Source organism: Rhodanobacter sp. A1T4 (genome assembly GCF_014207185.1).
Taxonomy (GTDB): domain Bacteria; phylum Pseudomonadota; class Gammaproteobacteria; order Xanthomonadales; family Rhodanobacteraceae; genus Rhodanobacter.
On the sequence record NZ_JACHCP010000002.1, the window covers coordinates 454,154 to 471,280 of the forward strand.

17 protein-coding genes are annotated in these 17,127 nt (G+C 61.2%); 11 read left to right on the top strand and 6 right to left on the bottom strand.

Annotation, left to right across the window (positions count from 1 at the left end; genetic code table 11):
- The first annotated feature begins 65 nt into the window (after positions 1-65).
- Together HDE80_RS05215 and dnaE are read left to right on the top strand one after the other, a co-directional pair.
- Entirely contained in the window at positions 66-635 is a 570-nt protein-coding gene (locus tag HDE80_RS05215; RefSeq protein ID WP_184668527.1) for a TlpA disulfide reductase family protein, read from the top strand.
- Positions 636-741: 106 nt separating this feature from the next.
- Positions 742-4,314, top strand: a complete 3,573-nt coding sequence (gene dnaE / locus HDE80_RS05220) for a DNA polymerase III subunit alpha (protein ID WP_184668903.1) — start codon at positions 742-744, stop codon at positions 4,312-4,314.
- 23 nt (positions 4,315-4,337) lie between these two features.
- Here the strand turns inward: dnaE and HDE80_RS05225 are convergent, their stop codons facing one another.
- On the bottom strand, positions 4,338-4,721 hold the full coding sequence (locus HDE80_RS05225) for a YajD family HNH nuclease (RefSeq protein WP_184668529.1): 384 nt from the start codon (positions 4,719-4,721) through the stop codon (positions 4,338-4,340).
- 167 nt (positions 4,722-4,888) lie between these two features.
- On the opposite strand from HDE80_RS05225, the gene HDE80_RS05230 reads away from it, so the two are divergent.
- The 6 genes from HDE80_RS05230 (at position 4,889) to HDE80_RS05255 (ending at position 9,549) form a co-directional block, all read left to right on the top strand.
- Complete coding sequence (locus tag HDE80_RS05230) at positions 4,889-5,845, top strand: acetyl-CoA carboxylase carboxyltransferase subunit alpha (protein ID WP_184600996.1); 957 nt, start codon at positions 4,889-4,891, stop codon at positions 5,843-5,845.
- 5 nt (positions 5,846-5,850) lie between these two features.
- Complete coding sequence (locus HDE80_RS05235; protein ID WP_184668530.1) at positions 5,851-6,237, top strand: VOC family protein; 387 nt, start codon at positions 5,851-5,853, stop codon at positions 6,235-6,237.
- 73 nt (positions 6,238-6,310) lie between these two features.
- Entirely contained in the window at positions 6,311-7,051 is a 741-nt protein-coding gene (locus HDE80_RS05240; RefSeq protein ID WP_184668532.1) for an NYN domain-containing protein, read from the top strand.
- A complete protein-coding gene (gene tilS / locus HDE80_RS05245; protein ID WP_184668540.1) occupies positions 7,048-8,349 on the top strand; it encodes a tRNA lysidine(34) synthetase TilS in 1,302 nt (433 codons plus the stop codon). The genes HDE80_RS05240 and tilS overlap by 4 nt, the downstream gene beginning before the upstream one ends.
- Positions 8,350-8,423: 74 nt before the next feature.
- On the top strand, positions 8,424-8,675 hold the full coding sequence (locus HDE80_RS05250; protein ID WP_184600992.1) for an exodeoxyribonuclease VII small subunit: 252 nt from the start codon (positions 8,424-8,426) through the stop codon (positions 8,673-8,675).
- Positions 8,659-9,549: a farnesyl diphosphate synthase gene (locus tag HDE80_RS05255; protein ID WP_184668542.1), complete on the top strand. Its 891-nt coding sequence runs from the start codon at positions 8,659-8,661 to the stop codon at positions 9,547-9,549. The genes HDE80_RS05250 and HDE80_RS05255 overlap by 17 nt, the downstream gene beginning before the upstream one ends.
- A 70-nt stretch (positions 9,550-9,619) precedes the next feature.
- Here HDE80_RS05255 and HDE80_RS05260 read toward each other — a convergent pair whose 3' ends face one another.
- The 3 genes from HDE80_RS05260 to pmbA form a co-directional block, all read right to left on the bottom strand.
- The gene (locus HDE80_RS05260; RefSeq protein WP_184600990.1) at positions 9,620-9,991 is read right to left on the bottom strand and encodes a DUF805 domain-containing protein; all 372 of its coding nucleotides are present in this window, start codon (positions 9,989-9,991) and stop codon (positions 9,620-9,622) included.
- A gap of 360 nt (positions 9,992-10,351) precedes the next feature.
- A complete protein-coding gene (locus HDE80_RS05265) occupies positions 10,352-10,735 on the bottom strand; it encodes a DUF4870 domain-containing protein (RefSeq protein ID WP_184668544.1) in 384 nt (127 codons plus the stop codon).
- A gap of 90 nt (positions 10,736-10,825) precedes the next feature.
- Positions 10,826-12,193 (bottom strand): metalloprotease PmbA, encoded by a 1,368-nt coding sequence (gene pmbA, locus HDE80_RS05270; protein WP_184668905.1) that lies wholly within the window; start codon positions 12,191-12,193, stop codon positions 10,826-10,828.
- 167 nt (positions 12,194-12,360) lie between these two features.
- On the opposite strand from pmbA, the gene HDE80_RS05275 reads away from it, so the two are divergent.
- Positions 12,361-12,612 carry a DUF1653 domain-containing protein gene (locus HDE80_RS05275; protein ID WP_184600988.1) on the top strand — a complete coding sequence of 84 codons (252 nt, stop codon included), beginning with the start codon at positions 12,361-12,363 and terminating at the stop codon, positions 12,610-12,612.
- 44 nt (positions 12,613-12,656) lie between these two features.
- Positions 12,657-13,217, top strand: coding sequence for a ribosome biogenesis factor YjgA (yjgA, locus tag HDE80_RS05280; protein WP_184600987.1), 561 nt, complete (start codon positions 12,657-12,659; stop codon positions 13,215-13,217).
- A gap of 290 nt (positions 13,218-13,507) precedes the next feature.
- Here the strand turns inward: yjgA and HDE80_RS05285 are convergent, their stop codons facing one another.
- Together HDE80_RS05285 and HDE80_RS05290 are read right to left on the bottom strand one after the other, a co-directional pair.
- Positions 13,508-14,932, bottom strand: coding sequence for a putative sulfate exporter family transporter (locus HDE80_RS05285; protein WP_184668546.1), 1,425 nt, complete (start codon positions 14,930-14,932; stop codon positions 13,508-13,510).
- A 290-nt stretch (positions 14,933-15,222) separates the two neighbouring features.
- A complete protein-coding gene (locus HDE80_RS05290; RefSeq protein WP_184600985.1) occupies positions 15,223-15,954 on the bottom strand; it encodes a helix-turn-helix transcriptional regulator in 732 nt (243 codons plus the stop codon).
- Between the two features lie 156 nt (positions 15,955-16,110).
- Between HDE80_RS05290 and HDE80_RS05295 the strand changes: the two genes are divergently transcribed.
- The gene (locus tag HDE80_RS05295) at positions 16,111-17,124 is read left to right on the top strand and encodes a 3-oxoacyl-[acyl-carrier-protein] synthase III C-terminal domain-containing protein (protein ID WP_255483584.1); all 1,014 of its coding nucleotides are present in this window, start codon (positions 16,111-16,113) and stop codon (positions 17,122-17,124) included.
- The last annotated feature ends 3 nt before the right edge of the window (positions 17,125-17,127 follow it).

A 17,127-nucleotide genomic window follows, 5' to 3' on the forward strand; every position in this document is an offset into this window, starting at 1 on the left:
AAAGCAGCGTTTCAGTACTCCCGACAAGGCGCTACGCTAGCAGCCTGGACAGGGGAGTTTGCCGGATGCGCAGGATAGTTTTTGCATGGATCATCGCCTTGATTTGCTTCTCGGCGAACGCGGAAATCCAGCCGGGTGCGGTGCCGCCTGACGCCTTGGGCAAAACGCCCAATGGTGAGATCGTCAGCCTCGCTTCGATGCGTGACAAGGTCGTGGTTATCAGCTTTTGGGCCACATGGTGCACCTACTGCATGAAGGAGTTGCCGATACTCGCGGGCTTGCAGAAGCTGGCCACCGAACGCCATCTGCCGCTTCAGGTTGTCTCCATCGATCATAAGGAGGATCGCGACGTTTTTCTCCGGACCGCCCGCCTATTGCGGCCTCGCCTGCCCGGCCTGCTGATGAGCTGGGATCGTGACGGCTCAATCGGCAAACCGTTCGGCACGAACAAGGGCATTCCGGTGATGGTGATGCTTCATCGCGACGGCACTGTGGCCGACGTCCATGTGGGTTATAGCGAAGCCATGCTTGATGACCTGCTTGCCGAAATAAATACGTTGATGGCCGAACCGTCCGCACTGCCCGCGGCGTCCAGCTCATCCGCTGCGCAAAAAACGATTACCTCGGTGAATTGAACGCGGCTCCCGCCCAGCGCAACGAATCGCGGAATATGCGCGTAAGTCAAACCTTGTCGGTGCGCAATCGGACGGGTAGCCTTCATGGACTCGCCGCGTGAGTTCCATGACCACCCGCTTCGTCCACCTGCATCTGCACAGCGAGTATTCGCTGGTCGATTCGACCATCCGCATCAAGGGGCTGGTTGACGCTTGCGTGCGCGCCAACATGCCGGCGGTAGCACTCACCGACGAATGCAACATGTTCGCGCTGGTGAAGTTCTACAAGGCCTGCAGCGCGGCGGGCATCAAGCCGATCAGCGGCTGCGACCTGTGGATTTCCGCACCCGACGACCCGCGGCCTTGGCGGCTCAACCTGCTATGCCAGAACCGCGATGGTTACCTCAACCTGTCGCGTCTCGTATCGCGTGCCTGGCGCGAGGGCCAGCACAGCGGCCGCGCGCTGATCGAAGCTGGCTGGCTACATGCCGATGCAGCACATGGATTGATCGCCCTGCTGGGACGCGAAAGCGAGATCGGGCGCATTGCCTTGAATCAGGGCATCGATGCAGCACTGGCGAAACTGCAGCCGTTGATGCGCCTTTTCCCAGACCGCCTGTATCTGGAGCTGACCCGCTGTGGCCGCGAGGGCGAGGAAAACTGGAACACCCTTGCGCTGGCGCTCGCCGGCGAACTCGATCTGCCGGTGGTCGCCAGCAACGATGTGCGCTTTCTGCTGCAGGACGACTTCGAGGCGCACGAGGCGCGCGTATGCATCAACCAGGGACGTGTGCTGGCGGATAACAAGCGCCCACGTGATTACAGCAACCAGCAGTATCTGAAATCGCCAGAGGAAATGGAGGCGCTGTTTGCCGATATTCCCGAAGCGCTGGAAAACACCGTCGAGCTGGCCCGGCGCTGCAATGTCGAGCTGAAGTTCGGCACGTATTACCTGCCCGACTTTCCGGTGCCTCCGGGGCACGACCTGGCGAGTTACATCCGCGAGCTGTCGCGCGAAGGCCTGCAGCAACGCCACGCCGCTGTACCGCTGGCCAACGGCCGTACAGCCGCCGACTACCAGACGCGGCTCGAGCGAGAACTGGACGTCATCATCGAGATGGGGTTTCCCGGTTACTTCCTGATCGTGGCGGACTTCATCAACTGGGGCAAGGAACACGGCATTCCGGTGGGCCCGGGTCGCGGTTCAGGCGCCGGTTCGCTGGTCGCATGGGCGCTGAAGATCACCGATCTCGACCCGCTGCAGTTCGACCTGCTGTTCGAGCGATTCCTCAATCCCGAACGCGTGTCGATGCCCGACTTCGACATCGACTTCTGCATGGATCGTCGCGACGAGGTGATCGATTACGTATCGCGCAAATACGGCCGCGACCGCGTCAGCCAGATCATCACCTACGGCTCGATGGCGGCCAAGGCCGTGCTGCGCGATTCGGGTCGCGTGCTGAGCATGCCTTACGGCCAGGTCGACAAGCTGGCCAAGCTGGTGCCGCCGCGCCCGCTCGATCTGACCTTGTCCGATGCGCTGGGCCGTTCGGAAAAATCGAAGAAAGAAACCGATCGCGTCGTCAAGGAATTCTGCGAAGCCTATGAGCAGGATGAAGACGCCCGCGCGCTGATCGACCTGGCGTTGAAACTCGAGAGCCTCACCCGCAACGCCGGCAAGCACGCCGGCGGCGTCGTGATCGCGCCCACCGCGCTGACCGATTTTGCTCCGTTGTACTGCGAAGCGGGCGGCGGCGGCGTGGTAACCCAGTTCGACAAGGACGACGTCGAAGCGGTCGGCCTGGTGAAGTTCGACTTCCTCGGGCTGCGCACGCTCACCATCATCGATTGGGCGGTGAAGGCGATCAACCTTCGTCGCGCGAAAACCGACGAAGCGCCGCTAGATATTTCGCAGCTGCCGCTGAACGATCCAAAGCCTTACGACTTGCTGAAAAAAGCACAGACCATCGCGGTATTTCAGCTCGAATCCTCAGGCATGCAACGCATGCTGAAAGATGCCAAGCCCGATCGCTTCGAGGACATCATCGCGCTGGTGGCACTGTACCGACCCGGCCCAATGGATCTGATCCCCAGCTTCGTCTCGCGCAAGCACGGCCGCGAGGAGGTGAGCTATCCCGACCCGCGCGTACAGCCGATCCTGGAGGAGACCTACGGCATCATGGTCTACCAGGAGCAGGTCATGCAGATGGCGCAGATCGTCGGCGGTTACTCGCTCGGCGGCGCCGACCTGCTGCGTCGCGCGATGGGCAAGAAAGACGCCAAGAAGATGGCCGAGGAGCGCGCCAAGTTCCGCGACGGTGCGGCGAAGGACGGTCTGGCTGGTTCCAAGGCCGACGAAATCTTCGACCTGATGGAGAAGTTCGCCGGCTACGGCTTCAACAAGTCGCACGCCGCGGCCTACGCGCTGGTCAGTTATCAGACGGCCTGGTTGAAGGCGCACTACCCCGCCGAGTTCATGGCCGCCACGATCTCGTCGGACATGGACAACACCGACAAGGCGGTGATCTTCCTCGACGAGTCCCGCGCCATCGGGCTCACCGTGCTGCCGCCGGACGTCAACGCGTCGGACTACATGTTCGTCGCGGTAGGGCCCGACACGTCATCCAATAACTCACGCCAAAGCGCTCGCACGATCCAATACGGCCTCGGCGCGATCAAGGGCGTGGGGCAAGGCGTGTGTGAGGCGATCGTGACGGAACGCCAGAACGGTCGTTACACCGACCTGGCCGACTTTTGCCGACGCGTCGATCCGACCAAGCTCAACCGCCGCGTGCTCGAGGCGCTGATCCATTCCGGCGCACTGGACGCACTGGCGCCCACACGCGCCAGCCTGATGCTGCAGTTGCCTGACACCATCAAGGCTGCCGAGCAGCATCTGCGCGATCGGCAGTCGGGCCAGAACGACATGTTCGGCGCGGCCTCGGGCGCGCTGACACCGGTGGTGCACATCGACCTGCCCACCGCGCCGGAATGGCCGCTGGAGCAGCTGCTGCAGGGTGAGCGCGACACGCTAGGTCACTACTTGTCCGGCCACCCGACCGACCCGTGGAAAGACGAACTGGCACAACTGTCGACCTGCCCGCTGGGTGAGATTTCCGTGCGTTACCAGCCGCCCAAGCCGCGCAAGAACGACAATGACGACGGCAACCGCTTTCGCCGTGGCCCGGACACGCCGTGGACGATCGCCGGCATGGTTACCGCCGTGCGCAAGCGCGGCGACAGCGACGCGTTCGTACGCATCGAGGACGGTACCGGCAGCATCGAAGTGAGCTTCTTCGGCGAGCTGTATCAGCAGATCGCGCCGCTGTTGACCCGCGACGAAATGCTCGTCGTCGAAGGTGGTTTGCGCATCGACGATTTCTCCGGCGGCGGCTTCCAGATTCGTGCACGCAGCGCGACCTCGCTGGCCGACGCCTGCCGCAAGCACGCACGCCTGCTGCAGCTGAAATTGAACGGCGTCAAACCCGATTTCGTCGAGCAGCTCCAGCATGCGCTGGCCGGCTATCGCGGCGGCCGCGCCACCGTGGTGCTGCACGGCTACCACAACCAGAATGCGCAGGCCGATCTGGAACTGAGCGACGCCTGGCGCGTCGACGCGATACCAGCGTTGTTGCGTACGGTACGCGCGCTGCCAGGCGTGCAGGCGGTACGGCTGCGTATCGTCAAGCAGGCGGACTAAGGTCGACGCTTCTGCAGCCTTGATTATTTTTTGCCGCCACGCTCCATCATCGCTTTCAAGTCGGCAAACGGATTGCCGGTGGCTGGCGCCACCTCTTCCTGCACGCTGTAACCCGCGCCGCGCACATGGTCGATGTGGCGCGAATGCTCGTTGTCATGGCAGTACACGCACAGCAGTTCCCAGTTACTGCCGTCAGCCGGGTTGAAGTCGTGATCGTGGTTACGGTGATGCACCGTAAGTTCCGAGAGATTGACCCGGGTGAACTCACGCGCGCAGCGGCCGCAGATCCACGGATACATCTTCAGCGCCCGCTCGCGGTAGCCGAGCTCGCGCTGCTCGGCATTGCGCCGCGCCTCGGCCACGATGCGGTCGAGCTTGTTATGGTCGATAGGTGGTTGGATCGGCATGGTCGGGTCCAGCGAAAAGCGCATGTTGGCGCGGACAATAGCGTAATCGGTTGGCGTCTGGTGCCTGCCTGTCCGTCGAATTTCAACTCTTGTCGCCATACGGCGCCGTTCTCGCCCTTACGCGCGTAACGGTATACTGCGCCGCTCTATGTAACGAAATGTCGCGAATGAACCCCAACTTCCTCGATTTCGAACAACCGATCGCCGACCTGGAAGCGAAGATCGAAGAGCTTCGGCATGCCAGCCAGGGCCAGGCGTTCAATATCGAGGATGACGTCAGCCGGCTGCGCGAGAAGCTGAAGATCAAGACGGCGGAAATCTTCCGGAACCTGAATTCCTGGCAGATGACCCAGCTCTCACGCCATCCGGCACGGCCGTATACGCTGGATTACATCGGTGTGATCTGCGAAGAATTCCACGAGCTGGCTGGCGACCGCATGTATGCCGAGGACGCCGCCATCGTTGGCGGCCTCGGTCGCATCAACGGCCGGCCGGTGGTGATCATTGGCCACCAGAAGGGCCGCGACACCAAGACCAAGGTCCGCCGCAACTTCGGCATGCCGCGTCCCGAGGGCTACCGCAAGGCGCTGCGCCTGATGAAGATGGCTGAGCGCTTCCATCTGCCGCTGCTGACCCTGATCGACACCCCCGGCGCCTACCCTGGCGTGGGCGCCGAAGAGCGCGGCCAGAGCGAGGCGATTGCACGTAACCTGATCGAAATGGCTGGCCTGAAAGTGCCGATCATCTGCACGGTGATCGGCGAAGGCGGCTCCGGCGGCGCACTGGCCATCGGTGTCGGCGACCGCACGCTGATGCTGCAGTACTCCACCTATTCCGTCATCACGCCCGAAGGCTGCGCCTCGATCCTGTGGAAAAGCGCCGACAAGGCACGCGACGCCGCCGAAGCCATGGGCATGACCGCACCGCGCCTGCTCGAACTGGGCCTGATCGACAAGGTCGTGCGCGAACCGCTGGGCGGCGCCCACCGCAATGCCCGTTCGATGGCCGTGCGCCTGAAAGCCGTGCTGCTCAACCAGCTCGACGAGCTCGAAGCACTGCCCGTGAGCGATCTGCTCGAACGGCGCTACAAGCGCCTGCGCAGCTACGGCGCGTACCAGGAATAACCCGCATGGCAGGCGTGCGCGGACTGGATCACATCAATCTGCGCGTACCGCTAGAGCTGCTCGAACCGGTACGCGCGTTCTACATCGACCTGATTGGCCTGCACGACGGCCCGCGGCCGCCGGTCGCTTCCGGCTCGCACGGTTACTGGCTTTACGCCGGTGATGCGGCGGTGCTGCATCTGAGCACCGGCAACGCCGGCGGCTCGGTCAGCCAAGGCAATGGGTATTTCAGTCACGTCGCATTCGCCTGCACCAATCTGGCGGCAACCCGCGAGCGGCTGGACGCAGCGGGGATCACCGCGCGAATCCAGGTGCTGGATGAGGGGCATCAGGTGCAGATCTTCGTCGTCGATCCAGCGGGCATCACGGTCGAGCTGAACTTTCGCCGCTGAGTTTCGCTGGGTACAAACCCGGACAGACACAAGCAGCGCTACCATCGAAGCACCCAACACCGCGGGAACCGCCATGGCCAACGACACCACCAAGCTCGCCGTACTGATCGATGCGGACAACGCGCGGCCGGCGATCGTCGAAGGCCTACTCGCCGAAGTGGCCAAGTACGGCACCGCGCACGTCAAACGCATCTACGGTGACTGGACCAAGCCCGACCTCAACGGCTGGAAGGAAGTGCTGCTGCGGCATTCGATCCAGCCGATTCAGCAGTTCCGCTACACGGTAGGCAAGAACGCGACCGACTCGGCCATGATCATCGACGCGATGGACCTGCTGTACACCGAGCGCTTCGACGGTTTCTGCATCGTCTCCAGCGACAGCGACTTCACCCGGCTGGCTTCGCGTATCCGCGAATCGGGACGCATCGTCTATGGCTTCGGCGAAAAGAAGACGCCGGAGCCTTTCCGCACTGCCTGCGACAAGTTCATCTATACCGAAGTGCTGGCAGGCTCCGCCGAGGCTGTTTCCGACAGCGCGCCGAAGAAACGCTCCGCCAAGGAACTGCGTGGCGACACGCACCTGCTCAATCTCCTGCGCCATGCGATCGAGGCAGCCTCGGATGACACCGGCTGGGCCGGGCTCGGCGCCATCGGCAGCATCATCAACAAGCAGTCGCCCGACTTCGACTCGCGCAACTACGGCTACGCCAAACTCAGCGGACTGGTCAATGGCCTCGGCCTGTTCGATACCGAAGAGCGACATATCGGTAACGGCAAACATTTCTACGTGCGCCCCCACGTCGGCAAGAAATGAGCGATACGCTGCGTCAACATCTCGTCGCCGCGCTGGCGGATGCGCCATCGATACCACTATGCGTCGCCTTCAGCGGTGGCCCGGACTCCACGGCGTTGCTGCACGCGCTGGCGCAGCTGCCCGAGGCACGAGCATCTGGCCTGCGCGCACTGCATGTCGATCATCGACTGCACGTGCAAAGCACAGCCTGGGCGGAACACTGCCAGCGCTTTTGCGCCACGTTGAATCTGCCGTGTGAGGTGCTGCGCGTGCAGGTCGATGTCGGCAAAGGTCTGGGGCTGGAAGCGGCTGCGCGCCATGCCCGTTACGATGCGTTAGCCGAGAAATTACATGCCGGCGAACGGCTGCTGCTCGCCCATCATCGCGACGATCAGGCCGAAACCGTGTTGCTGAAACTGCTTCGCGGCGCGGGTCCGGAAGGCCTTGGCGGCATGCAGGCGCTGCGCCCGTTCGCCCATGGGCTGCTCTGGCGACCACTGCTGGCGCTATCGCGGAAACAGCTTCGTGACTATGTGGATGCACACCAGCTGCCCTGCATCGACGACCCTTCCAACAGCGACACCCGGCTGGCGCGCAATCATCTGCGCCTCGAGATTCTGCCACGGCTTACGCGACACTGGCCGCAGGCGGTGGATTCGATCGTGCATAGCGCCGCGCTTAGCCGCGCTGCCGCTGATGCGCTGCAAGCACAATGGCTGGCGGCATTTGATGTACTGCGCGATCCGGCCACGGACAGCCTGGAAGCCTCCGGCTGGCTGGCACTGCATCCTGCGCTGCGCGAACCCCTGCTCGACTACTGGCTGCACGCACGCGGCCTGCCCGCACCGACAACGGCGCAACGCCAGCAGATCGAATACCAGTGCGGTGCACGCGCCGGCCAACAGCCTTGCATCCAGTGGTCTGGAGCTGAATTGCATATCTGGCGGGGACGGCTGTGGGCCATATCGCCAAGATCAATGATCGAAAACGACTGGCAAACCCACTGGCACGGCGAACCGTTGAAGCTACCCGATGGCGGCACGTTGTCGCTGGTCGATGCCAATACGCATCTGATCGAACCACTGCATGTGCGCCTGCGCCAGGGTGGCGAACGCATCAAACCCGCCGGCGATGCGCATACACGCGAGCTGCGCGACCTGTTCCAGCAGGCCATGATTCCTCCATGGCGACGCCTCGGCGTGCCGCTGCTCTATGCCGGCGATGAAATCATCGCCGTGGCCGACCGCTGGATCACGGCACGTGGCAAGGTGATCTTCCAGCAGGCCGGCACGCTGCCCCGCTGGTTGCCACCGCGCTGACTGCATCACACGCAGGTGCTTTCGGACCCTCTACAGATTGATTCCGCGCTGACACTCGGTTAGCGTTGCTGCCCATGGCCAAGACCGCTTCCGTCAAAACCCCGCCCGCCGTGGATTTCGAGCATTCACTGGATGAGCTCGAACAGCTGGTTGCGAAGATGGAAGGCGGCGAGCTGAGCCTCGACGAGTCGCTGGCCTCCTTCGAACGTGGCATCGGCCTGTATCGGCACTGCCAGCAGTCGCTGGAAAAAGCTGAATTGCGTGTTCGTCTGCTGCTCGACCCCGATGCTCCCGATAGTGCCGAACCGTTTGAACCCGAACTCTGAGCTTGGCCCTGCACTGCAAGCATTGATCCGCCGCGCCGAACAGGCCTTGGAACATTGCCTGCCGCCCGCCGAACAATCCCCCTCTGCCCTGCATGGCGCGATGCGTTACGCCGTGCTCGGCGGTGGCAAGCGGCTGCGTCCGCTGCTGGTCTATGCCGCGGCGCATGCGCTTGGCGAAGACGGCCCGCAGCTCGATGGCGCTGCGTGCGCAGTGGAACTGATCCACGCCTATTCACTGGTGCATGACGATCTACCCGCGATGGACGACGACGCCCTGCGCCGCGGCCGACCCACTTGTCATATCGTGTTTGGCGAGGCGATGGCCATACTTGCCGGCGATGCGCTGCAGGCGCTGGCGTTCGAGATCCTCAGCGAGGACAAAGGCGATGCCGCTATCGGCATGGAAAAACAGCGCGTACTGGGCCGTGCCTGCGGTGCCGAAGGCATGGCCGGCGGACAGGCGCTGGATCTCGCTGCCGTCGGTCACACGCTGACTCTCGCCGAGCTCGAACATATGCACGCTTGCAAGACCGGCGCGCTGATCCGCGCATCGGTGTGCCTGGGCGCGCTCAGCGCAGGAACAGATGCCGCCACCCTGAACATGCTGGATCGCTATGCTGCCGCCGTCGGCCTGGCTTTCCAGGTGCGCGACGACATTCTGGATGTGGAAGGCGATGCCGCCGTGATCGGCAAAACCGCCGGAAAAGATGCCGCTGACGACAAGCCGACCTTCCCCTCAACTATTGGCCTCGATGCCTCACGAGCGCGCTTGCGTGAACTGACGACACTCGCGCTTGACGCTATTGCACCACTAGGCACACCCGGCGTGCTGCTGCAGGAGCTGGCTCACTACGCGGCACATCGCAGCAGCTGATCAACAGACTCGCGACGCCTGACGCAAAGTATAAGGGCAGCCTCAGCTGCCCTTGTACTTACCTGATGACTCAGATCGCAGGCGGCAATTCACCCTTTGGATCCGGACCGTATTGGTTCGATCCGCGAGTTCCTTCGGTCGCAAAGAAGATGATGAGCACTATGGCCCCGATGAGCGGAATCAGGCCGATCAGTAGCCACCAACCGCTTTTATCCGTGTCGTGCAGCCGACGCGCGCCAACAGCCAAGCCAGGAACCAGCACAGCCAAGCTGTAAAGATTTGCCACCATTGGCAAATGGATAATACGGAAAATAATGAAGACTACGATCGCGACAAGGATATTCACCAGAGTGAACATCCAATATTCAGTGCGACGCGCGCGCCCCTCGAAGTCCGCGTAATGATCCTTAATGCACTTCAGGTACCAATCAAAGAAACCCATGAACTACTCCTTGGTTGTGATTTCAGTTTGCGAAAGCAAATAAGCACCGACGCTACCCGTCAGGAAAACGTTTCAGCCACCAGCCACAAGGACTCCCCTGCCCCCCGTCGAGCATTGTAGATGCGGAACGTCGATTACAGCTACGGTGCCGACAGATCATCTTATTTTGAAATCATCCCGAGAACCTTTGCAGCAGACCAGAAATAACGTCCGATACTTCATCGCTATCGGATAGTGGCTTATCCGCAATACGGCACATCGCAATTGGCCACTTAAAATATGACCGTCTAGCCGCCCATAAAAAAGCCCGCAAAACGGGCTTTTTCTTTTATGAAATGTCGCCTACGACACTGACGTCTTTCAGCTCACTAGACGAAGCGCAATGGGATAGCGATAGGTTCCTTCGGAGCTCACCTTTACCGCCGCGACGATGCAGAACACGAGATTGGCGATCCACAGCACCCAGCTCAGGAAAAAACCGATAAGGATGATTTTGAGAATCCAGCAGATGACGTAACCAATCAGCACGGTGATCTGAAAATTCAGCGCTTCCTTCGCCTCGCTGACGAGATAGGCTTTTTCAACCCGGTCCTTGTACATCAGCCAGATAATCAGCGGCACGACGATGTTCAGAATAAAACCCGACAGATGCGTGAGCATTGCCAGGTTTTTATCGTCGGTGGAATGACCGACGACCTGCGGCTCCGGGGCTACCGGTGGAAATTGATCGGACGGAGTATTCATGGACCTTTCGCTCCCTGGTAAGTGCTGCCGTAAAAGCCTTCGAGCGCCATATTCAGCCCTGTCGCAGGCCACCGCAAGGTGACCGTTGGCCTATTCGCCGGCGATGGTCATCTGGTCCAGCAAAATGGAGCCGGTAAGAATGGCCGAGCGCAGATCGACATCCGCGCCTACCGCGAGAATTCCGGTAAACATCTGCCGAAGATTGGCCGCGATGGTGATCTCCTCCACCGGATAGACGATCTGGCCGTTCTCGACCCAGAAACCCGCCGCGCCGCGGGAGTAGTCGCCGGTAATGGTCGACACACCCTGCCCCATCACTTCGGTCACCAGCAGACCGGTGCCCATGCGTTTCAGCAGTGCTGCAAAATCATCTTTGGAATTGTCGACACTGCCCGGCTCGACGATCAGGTTATGGATGCCGCCGGCATTGCCGGTCGATTCCAATCCGAGCTTGCGCGCCGAATAGCTGCCCAGGATGTAGCGCGAGAGCACGCCACCCTCGATCAGCGAACTATCGCGCGTCGCTACGCCCTCGGCGTCAAAATTGCCCGAGCCCTGACCGCCAATCAGATGCGGCCGCTCGTTGATGTTCAACCACGATGGCATCACCTGCTTGCCGACATGATCGAGCAGAAAGCTGGCCTGGCGATACAGCGCACCGCCGCTCACCGCACCAAGCAGATGCCCGATCAATCCGCGCGCCAACTCCGGCGGGAACAGCACCGGGCTCTGCCGGGTCGACAGGCTGCGAGCCCCCATGCGTGCGAGCGTGCGCTCGGCGGCACGATCCGCCAGCGTCTTTGCGCTGATGAAGTCGCCAGCGCGACGCACACTGTCGTACCAGTAGTCACGCTGCATACCGGCTTCGTCACCGGCGATCAGCGCCAGCGAGAGCGAATGCCGCGTGCCACGCTCACGCCCGACAAAACCATGCGAGTTCGCATACACCGACACACCCTGCCCGGCCTGCACGCTGGTGCCGTCCGAATTGGTGATGCCCGCATGTGCGCGGCCGATGTCCTCGATTTCGATACCCAGCTCAATGGCGCGGGTGGTGTCGATATCCCACGGATGCCAAAGGTCAAGATCGGGAAAGTTTGTCGCCATGCGTGACGCATCGGCCAGACCGGAGGCCGGATCGGCCTCGGTATAGCGCGCGATCGCGCAGGCCTGGTCGAGCGTGGCCTGGATCGAATCCGGATGCAGGTCGGCTGTACTGGCCGAACCCTTGCGCTGGCCGAAATACACGGTGAGCCCGAAGCCGCGATCGCGCGTGTGCTCGACCGTTTCGACCTCGCCAAGCCGCACGCTCACGCTCAGTCCGCTATCGATGCTGGCGGCCACCTCGGCCTGACTGGCGCCGGCGGCACGGGCGCGACGAATCACGTCTTCGGCCAGTTCGGACAATCGATCAAGTTCTTCCAGGCTGCGATCTTGATTGATGGCGTTCTGGTGAATAACGTCCTGGCTGATAACGACTTCGCTCACGTTGGGCTTCCTGAAGGTTTGACGCGTAGAATAGTGGCTCGCTTAAGCCGGCTTGCCATTCAACGCGATCCCGAAACGGGTTCAGACTCGGAGATGGGGTCGCCGCGGCGAAATGAAAAGAGCCGCGGAGAACGCCCATGCAACCCGTCCCCGGTACTTATCGCCACTACAAAGGCCAGCGCTACCGCGTGCTGGGCACGGCGCAGCACAGCGAAACGATGGAACCGCTGGTGGTCTATCAGGCGCTCTACGGCGACTATGGCCTGTGGGTACGCCCAGCGGCGATGTTTATTGAAACCATCGAGCTGGAGGGCGAACCGATCCCGCGCTTCGCTCTCGAACAGGCTGACCCGCCTGACGCAGCTACCGAACGTGATACGCAAGCCTGATCCTGAAAGCCCGATCCTGGAATTGAAACCGTGGAACTGAAACCGTGAGCCCAAGCCGCAGCCGCAACCAGACCGAACTCGACGAAGAGGACTACGGCCCCAGCCGCACCCAGCAGCGCCGCGAGGCGCTAGCCGTGCTGGCACTGGCCAGCCAGCTTGTCGAGATGCAGCCCAGCCGGCTGGCGAAGCTGGAGTTGCCCGACGACGTCCGTGACGAAATCACCCGCACACGCAACATCACCGCGCATATCGCGCACAAGCGCCAGCTCGCCTTCCTCGCGAAAGTCATGCGTCGCTACGACGACGAAGCTTTCGCCTCCGTGCGCGCCGAACTCGGCGAAAACCGCGAAAAGCAGCGCCAGGAAAACGCAGCGATGCACCGCCTGGAAGCGACCCGCGATCGGCTGATCAGCGAAGACGAAGCCGCCTTCTCCGAGCTGATCAACGAAAATCCGCAGGTCGATCGCCAGCACCTGCGTTCGCTGATCCGCAAGGCGCGCATCGAAAAGGAAACTCCAAACAAGCCACCGCGGGCGTATCGGGAAATTTTTCAGCTATTGAAGGATCTGGCAGCGAGCAAAGATGCCGACGGCGAGCAAGCCTGAATCGAGCGCTTCGCAGCTGCAGCACTAACCGCTCATAGCACTGCCGTCGAGAGCACTAAAGCGCGCACATCGATCGTCCGGCGACACCAGCCGATCATGCAACACGCATAGTCGGCTTTCACCGATGCTCGCGCCGTAGGCCGAACCGAACACCGCCAACCCCGAAACCCGCCGCTCGATTGCTTGACGATCATCCAGCCGATGGTGGCAGTCAGCGCAGCGGGGCGTTTCCATGGGTTGGCGACGAGCCTGGACGACAACGTCCGTGCTGGTCGCGGACACCCGGCTCATCAGTGACCCACGCTATTCCAATACGCCGCGAACACATGAACTGACAGCACGTAGCCGATGATGATGTTGATTGCCACGCCGGCGGTGAACGCCACGAACGGCTTCCATCCAGCTTTACTAAGCGAACCAAAGCGTGTCGTCAGACCAATGCTGAGAAAGCAGAAAGTGAAAGCCCACGTGCGCAGCGCGGTGATCGGCGCCACCAGGTCAGGCGTGACGACCTTGCGGTAATCCGCCAGCGAGTACGCGCTGGCAATCCAGGTGATCAGTGCCGAGGCGATCACAAAGCCGATCACGAATTTCGGAAAGCGTGCCCAGATCTCGCCGACATTGACCTTCTTTGCCTGCACGCCATCGTCGAAAGCATCCCAGCGCGTCGTGGCCACCCAGGCCAGCACGAACGCCCAGATACCGATCCAGATGTCGCGTCCCACCACCTTCATCAGGGTGAAGTTCTGCACTGCCGCTTCCGGCGCTCCAGCAATCGCGCCACCGGCGTTGCGGGCAATGTCGCCATACGCCTGGGCCGCAGCAATGCCCGCCGCGTCGGCAAACTCAGAGGTGCCAATCCACGCACCGGCCACGCCAGTCGACAAACCCAGCGCATGCGAGGTGAATGGCAGCACGAAGATCATCACGATCGCCCATAACACCACCAGCGTAATCGCCACCGAGGCCTGCTCGCGCTTGGCGCGCACGGCTCCAGCAATAGCGATTGCCGCCGATACGCCGCAGACCGCACCGCCAACGCCGAGCACCGCGGCAAAACGCCGATCCAGGCCAAGTGCGCGGCCGGTGAAAAAGATCACGAAGAACGTCAGCAGCGACACCGCCGTCGCCTGCCCGACCGCTACCGGCCCCGCCCATACCAGCAGCGTAAACGGCAGCGTCGCACCAAGCAGCACGATACCGACCTTGATGAAAAACTCCACCCGCAAACCAGCCAGAAACCACGCAGGCAGACGCACAACATTCGATATCACCAGGCCAAGCAGCAACGCCACTAACGGCGCCTCGAGGTTGTAGTGGGATGCCTGCGTCCAGGCTGCCGTTTCGAAGATCAATAACGAGACAACAAACAGAACCAGAAACGCCGGCAGAAAGTGCGCGAGGCGCTGCTTCAACACCGTAGAAGCGATACCGAACAGCAGCGCAAAAACCACGAACAGCACCGCATAGTTCGGCAAGTGCGCGGCGATATCCGCGCCGGCCTGCGCCACGCTCGACCATTTGGCCGGCGCTGCGGCAAGCCACTTGATACTGCTACCGGATGCAAAAACCAGCCAGGCGATCACCACCAGCAACAAGCCGATCCACACCGACCACCAGTCCTCATTTGAAAACACGCCGCCGCGCGCCGTTTGCGTCGCAGCGGAAACGGATGGCCGAACACTCGCCGGCAACTCGCTCCTCACTTGATTCATCGCCTTGCCCCTGACTGAAATCAGCGGTGCGGTATGTCAAAAAGTGAGACAGACGGCCAAAATTGGCGATCTGTTTGAAGCTCACCCCCTCGCACCTTCAGCGCCAAGTGTTGACGCGCGAGCGGTGAGAACAAAATGATCTTTCGTTTTATCGTTATGCCGGATCGTGATGGCCGGCCAGCAGGATTTGAAACTTATTCAGGTTTTCTTCCACAGGGTGCACCGTGGCTTGCAAGTAGCGGCGTGTCCACGCGCATGGTTGCTTGAATTCAGAATACACGCTCCGCGCTTTATCGCCTTAGTAGCGTGAAATCCGAAAATTCCCACTTCTTGATGGCAATGACGGCACTGCAGCCGTTCCGTGCGTCGAGTGGCAGTCTTGAATCTTGGCGTGCAAGTTGTTCAAACTCCTCCACGAGATGCGCAATAGCCACTTTCATGCGTGCGCGTGAGGCTTCCGAGAGGGTTCCTCCGACGAAGTGAAATGCATCGCCGGTGCCTTCGAAGGAGCCGTTGAAGAACTCCGGCAAAACGCGGGAAAGGAAGAACACTTGAACGGGGCCATCTTTGCGCCAGGAGAAATTGCGTGCAGTGAGTTTCTTGATGCGACGCGGTGGCCGATATTCGATGACCCGTAACTTGTCCAGCTTCAACAATAGCGATATCAGCTCATTCTCTTCGATTCGGAACGTAGACATCATTTCGCTAAATCGCCAGTCGTTTACGATCAGGTAAGTGATCAGTAACAGTTTGGAATCGACCACGAGGGCCGCTTCCTGCTTTTGACTGAGCTCGGTTAGCGTATTGATCAGCGGGCGATCATTGCGGACTAGGTCCTCCACGGTGACGCCGAGGACATCGCAAATGCGATCAAGCCGACTTAGCGAAAAATCGCCTCGCCCCAGGTCCCGCTTGACGGTCGGCTCGCTAACACCCATCAGGTCGGCGAGGTTGCGATAGGTGATGCCACGTTCGCGAAGAATGGCGCGGATTGCTTGCACCACAAGCGCCGAGCCAGCCATATCTATACTCCATGAGGGCACCAACGATGCCAAGAGTATCAATATATGATACCCAAGGGCTCAAAAAGTGTTGGGTTGGCATTCCGATTTGCACCATGTTTGCCAGCGCAGCACGCTTCACCGCAACGGATGCATCTGAGGGCAAGGATCGTGCAAATGACAAATATCAACTACTCGCTTCCCATCAGGATTCTCGGCACGGGGGAGCATCTTCCCGGTAACTGCGTCGAATCGCACATACTCGATGAGCGCTGGAAAAAAACGTCGGGCTGGACCCTCAAACATGCGGGCATCGAACGGCGCTACTACGCAGACGATGGCGAGACTTCGTCGTTCATGGGTGCCATGGCCGCGCGATCCGCGCTCGCGGCCGCTGGCATGGAAGCACACGAGCTCGATTGCATCGTTTCGGCATGCAGCGTTATGGAACAGGCCATACCGTGTTCGGGTGTACTGATCCAGCGCCAGCTCGGTCTTGGAGAAAGCGGTATCCCGGCGTTCGACATTAACGCTACCTGCCTGAGCTTTGTCGCGGCACTGGACCTGTTGAGCGCCGCGATGGCTGCAGGCAGGTACCGGCGCGTACTTATCGTATCCAGCGAGATCGCCTCGGCCGGCCTTCGCTGGGACGATCCCGAAACCGCCATGTTGTTTGGTGACGGTGCGGCCGCCGTGATACTTGGACAAGCGGCTGAAGCGGACGACTCGAAAGTTTTTGGCACACACTTCGAAACGTTTTCGGTCGGCGCCGAGCTATGTCAGGTGAAATCCGGCGGAACGCGCATTCGACCACGCACCCAGATGGAAGAATTCCTTCGCGGTGCCTGTTTCGAAATGCAGGGACGGGCAACCTACCGGATGGCAGCACAACGCCTGCCCGCTTTTCTCGAGCGGCTATTTCAACGTGCAAACATTGCGCTTGGGGAACTGGCTTGCATCGTCCCCCATCAGGCAAGCGCCAAGGGACTCGATCATCTGGAAGCGACATTGGGACTGCCGTCGGATCTACTGGTGCGCGTGCTAGCTCACCGCGGCAATCAGATGGCCGCCTCCATTCCTGTCACGCTGCATCACGCCATCACTTCCGGTCGCGTACGGCGGGGCGACCTGATAGCGCTGGTAGGTTCCGGAGCGGGCCTCTCCTTCGGCGGCACGGTGCTGAGGTACTAGATC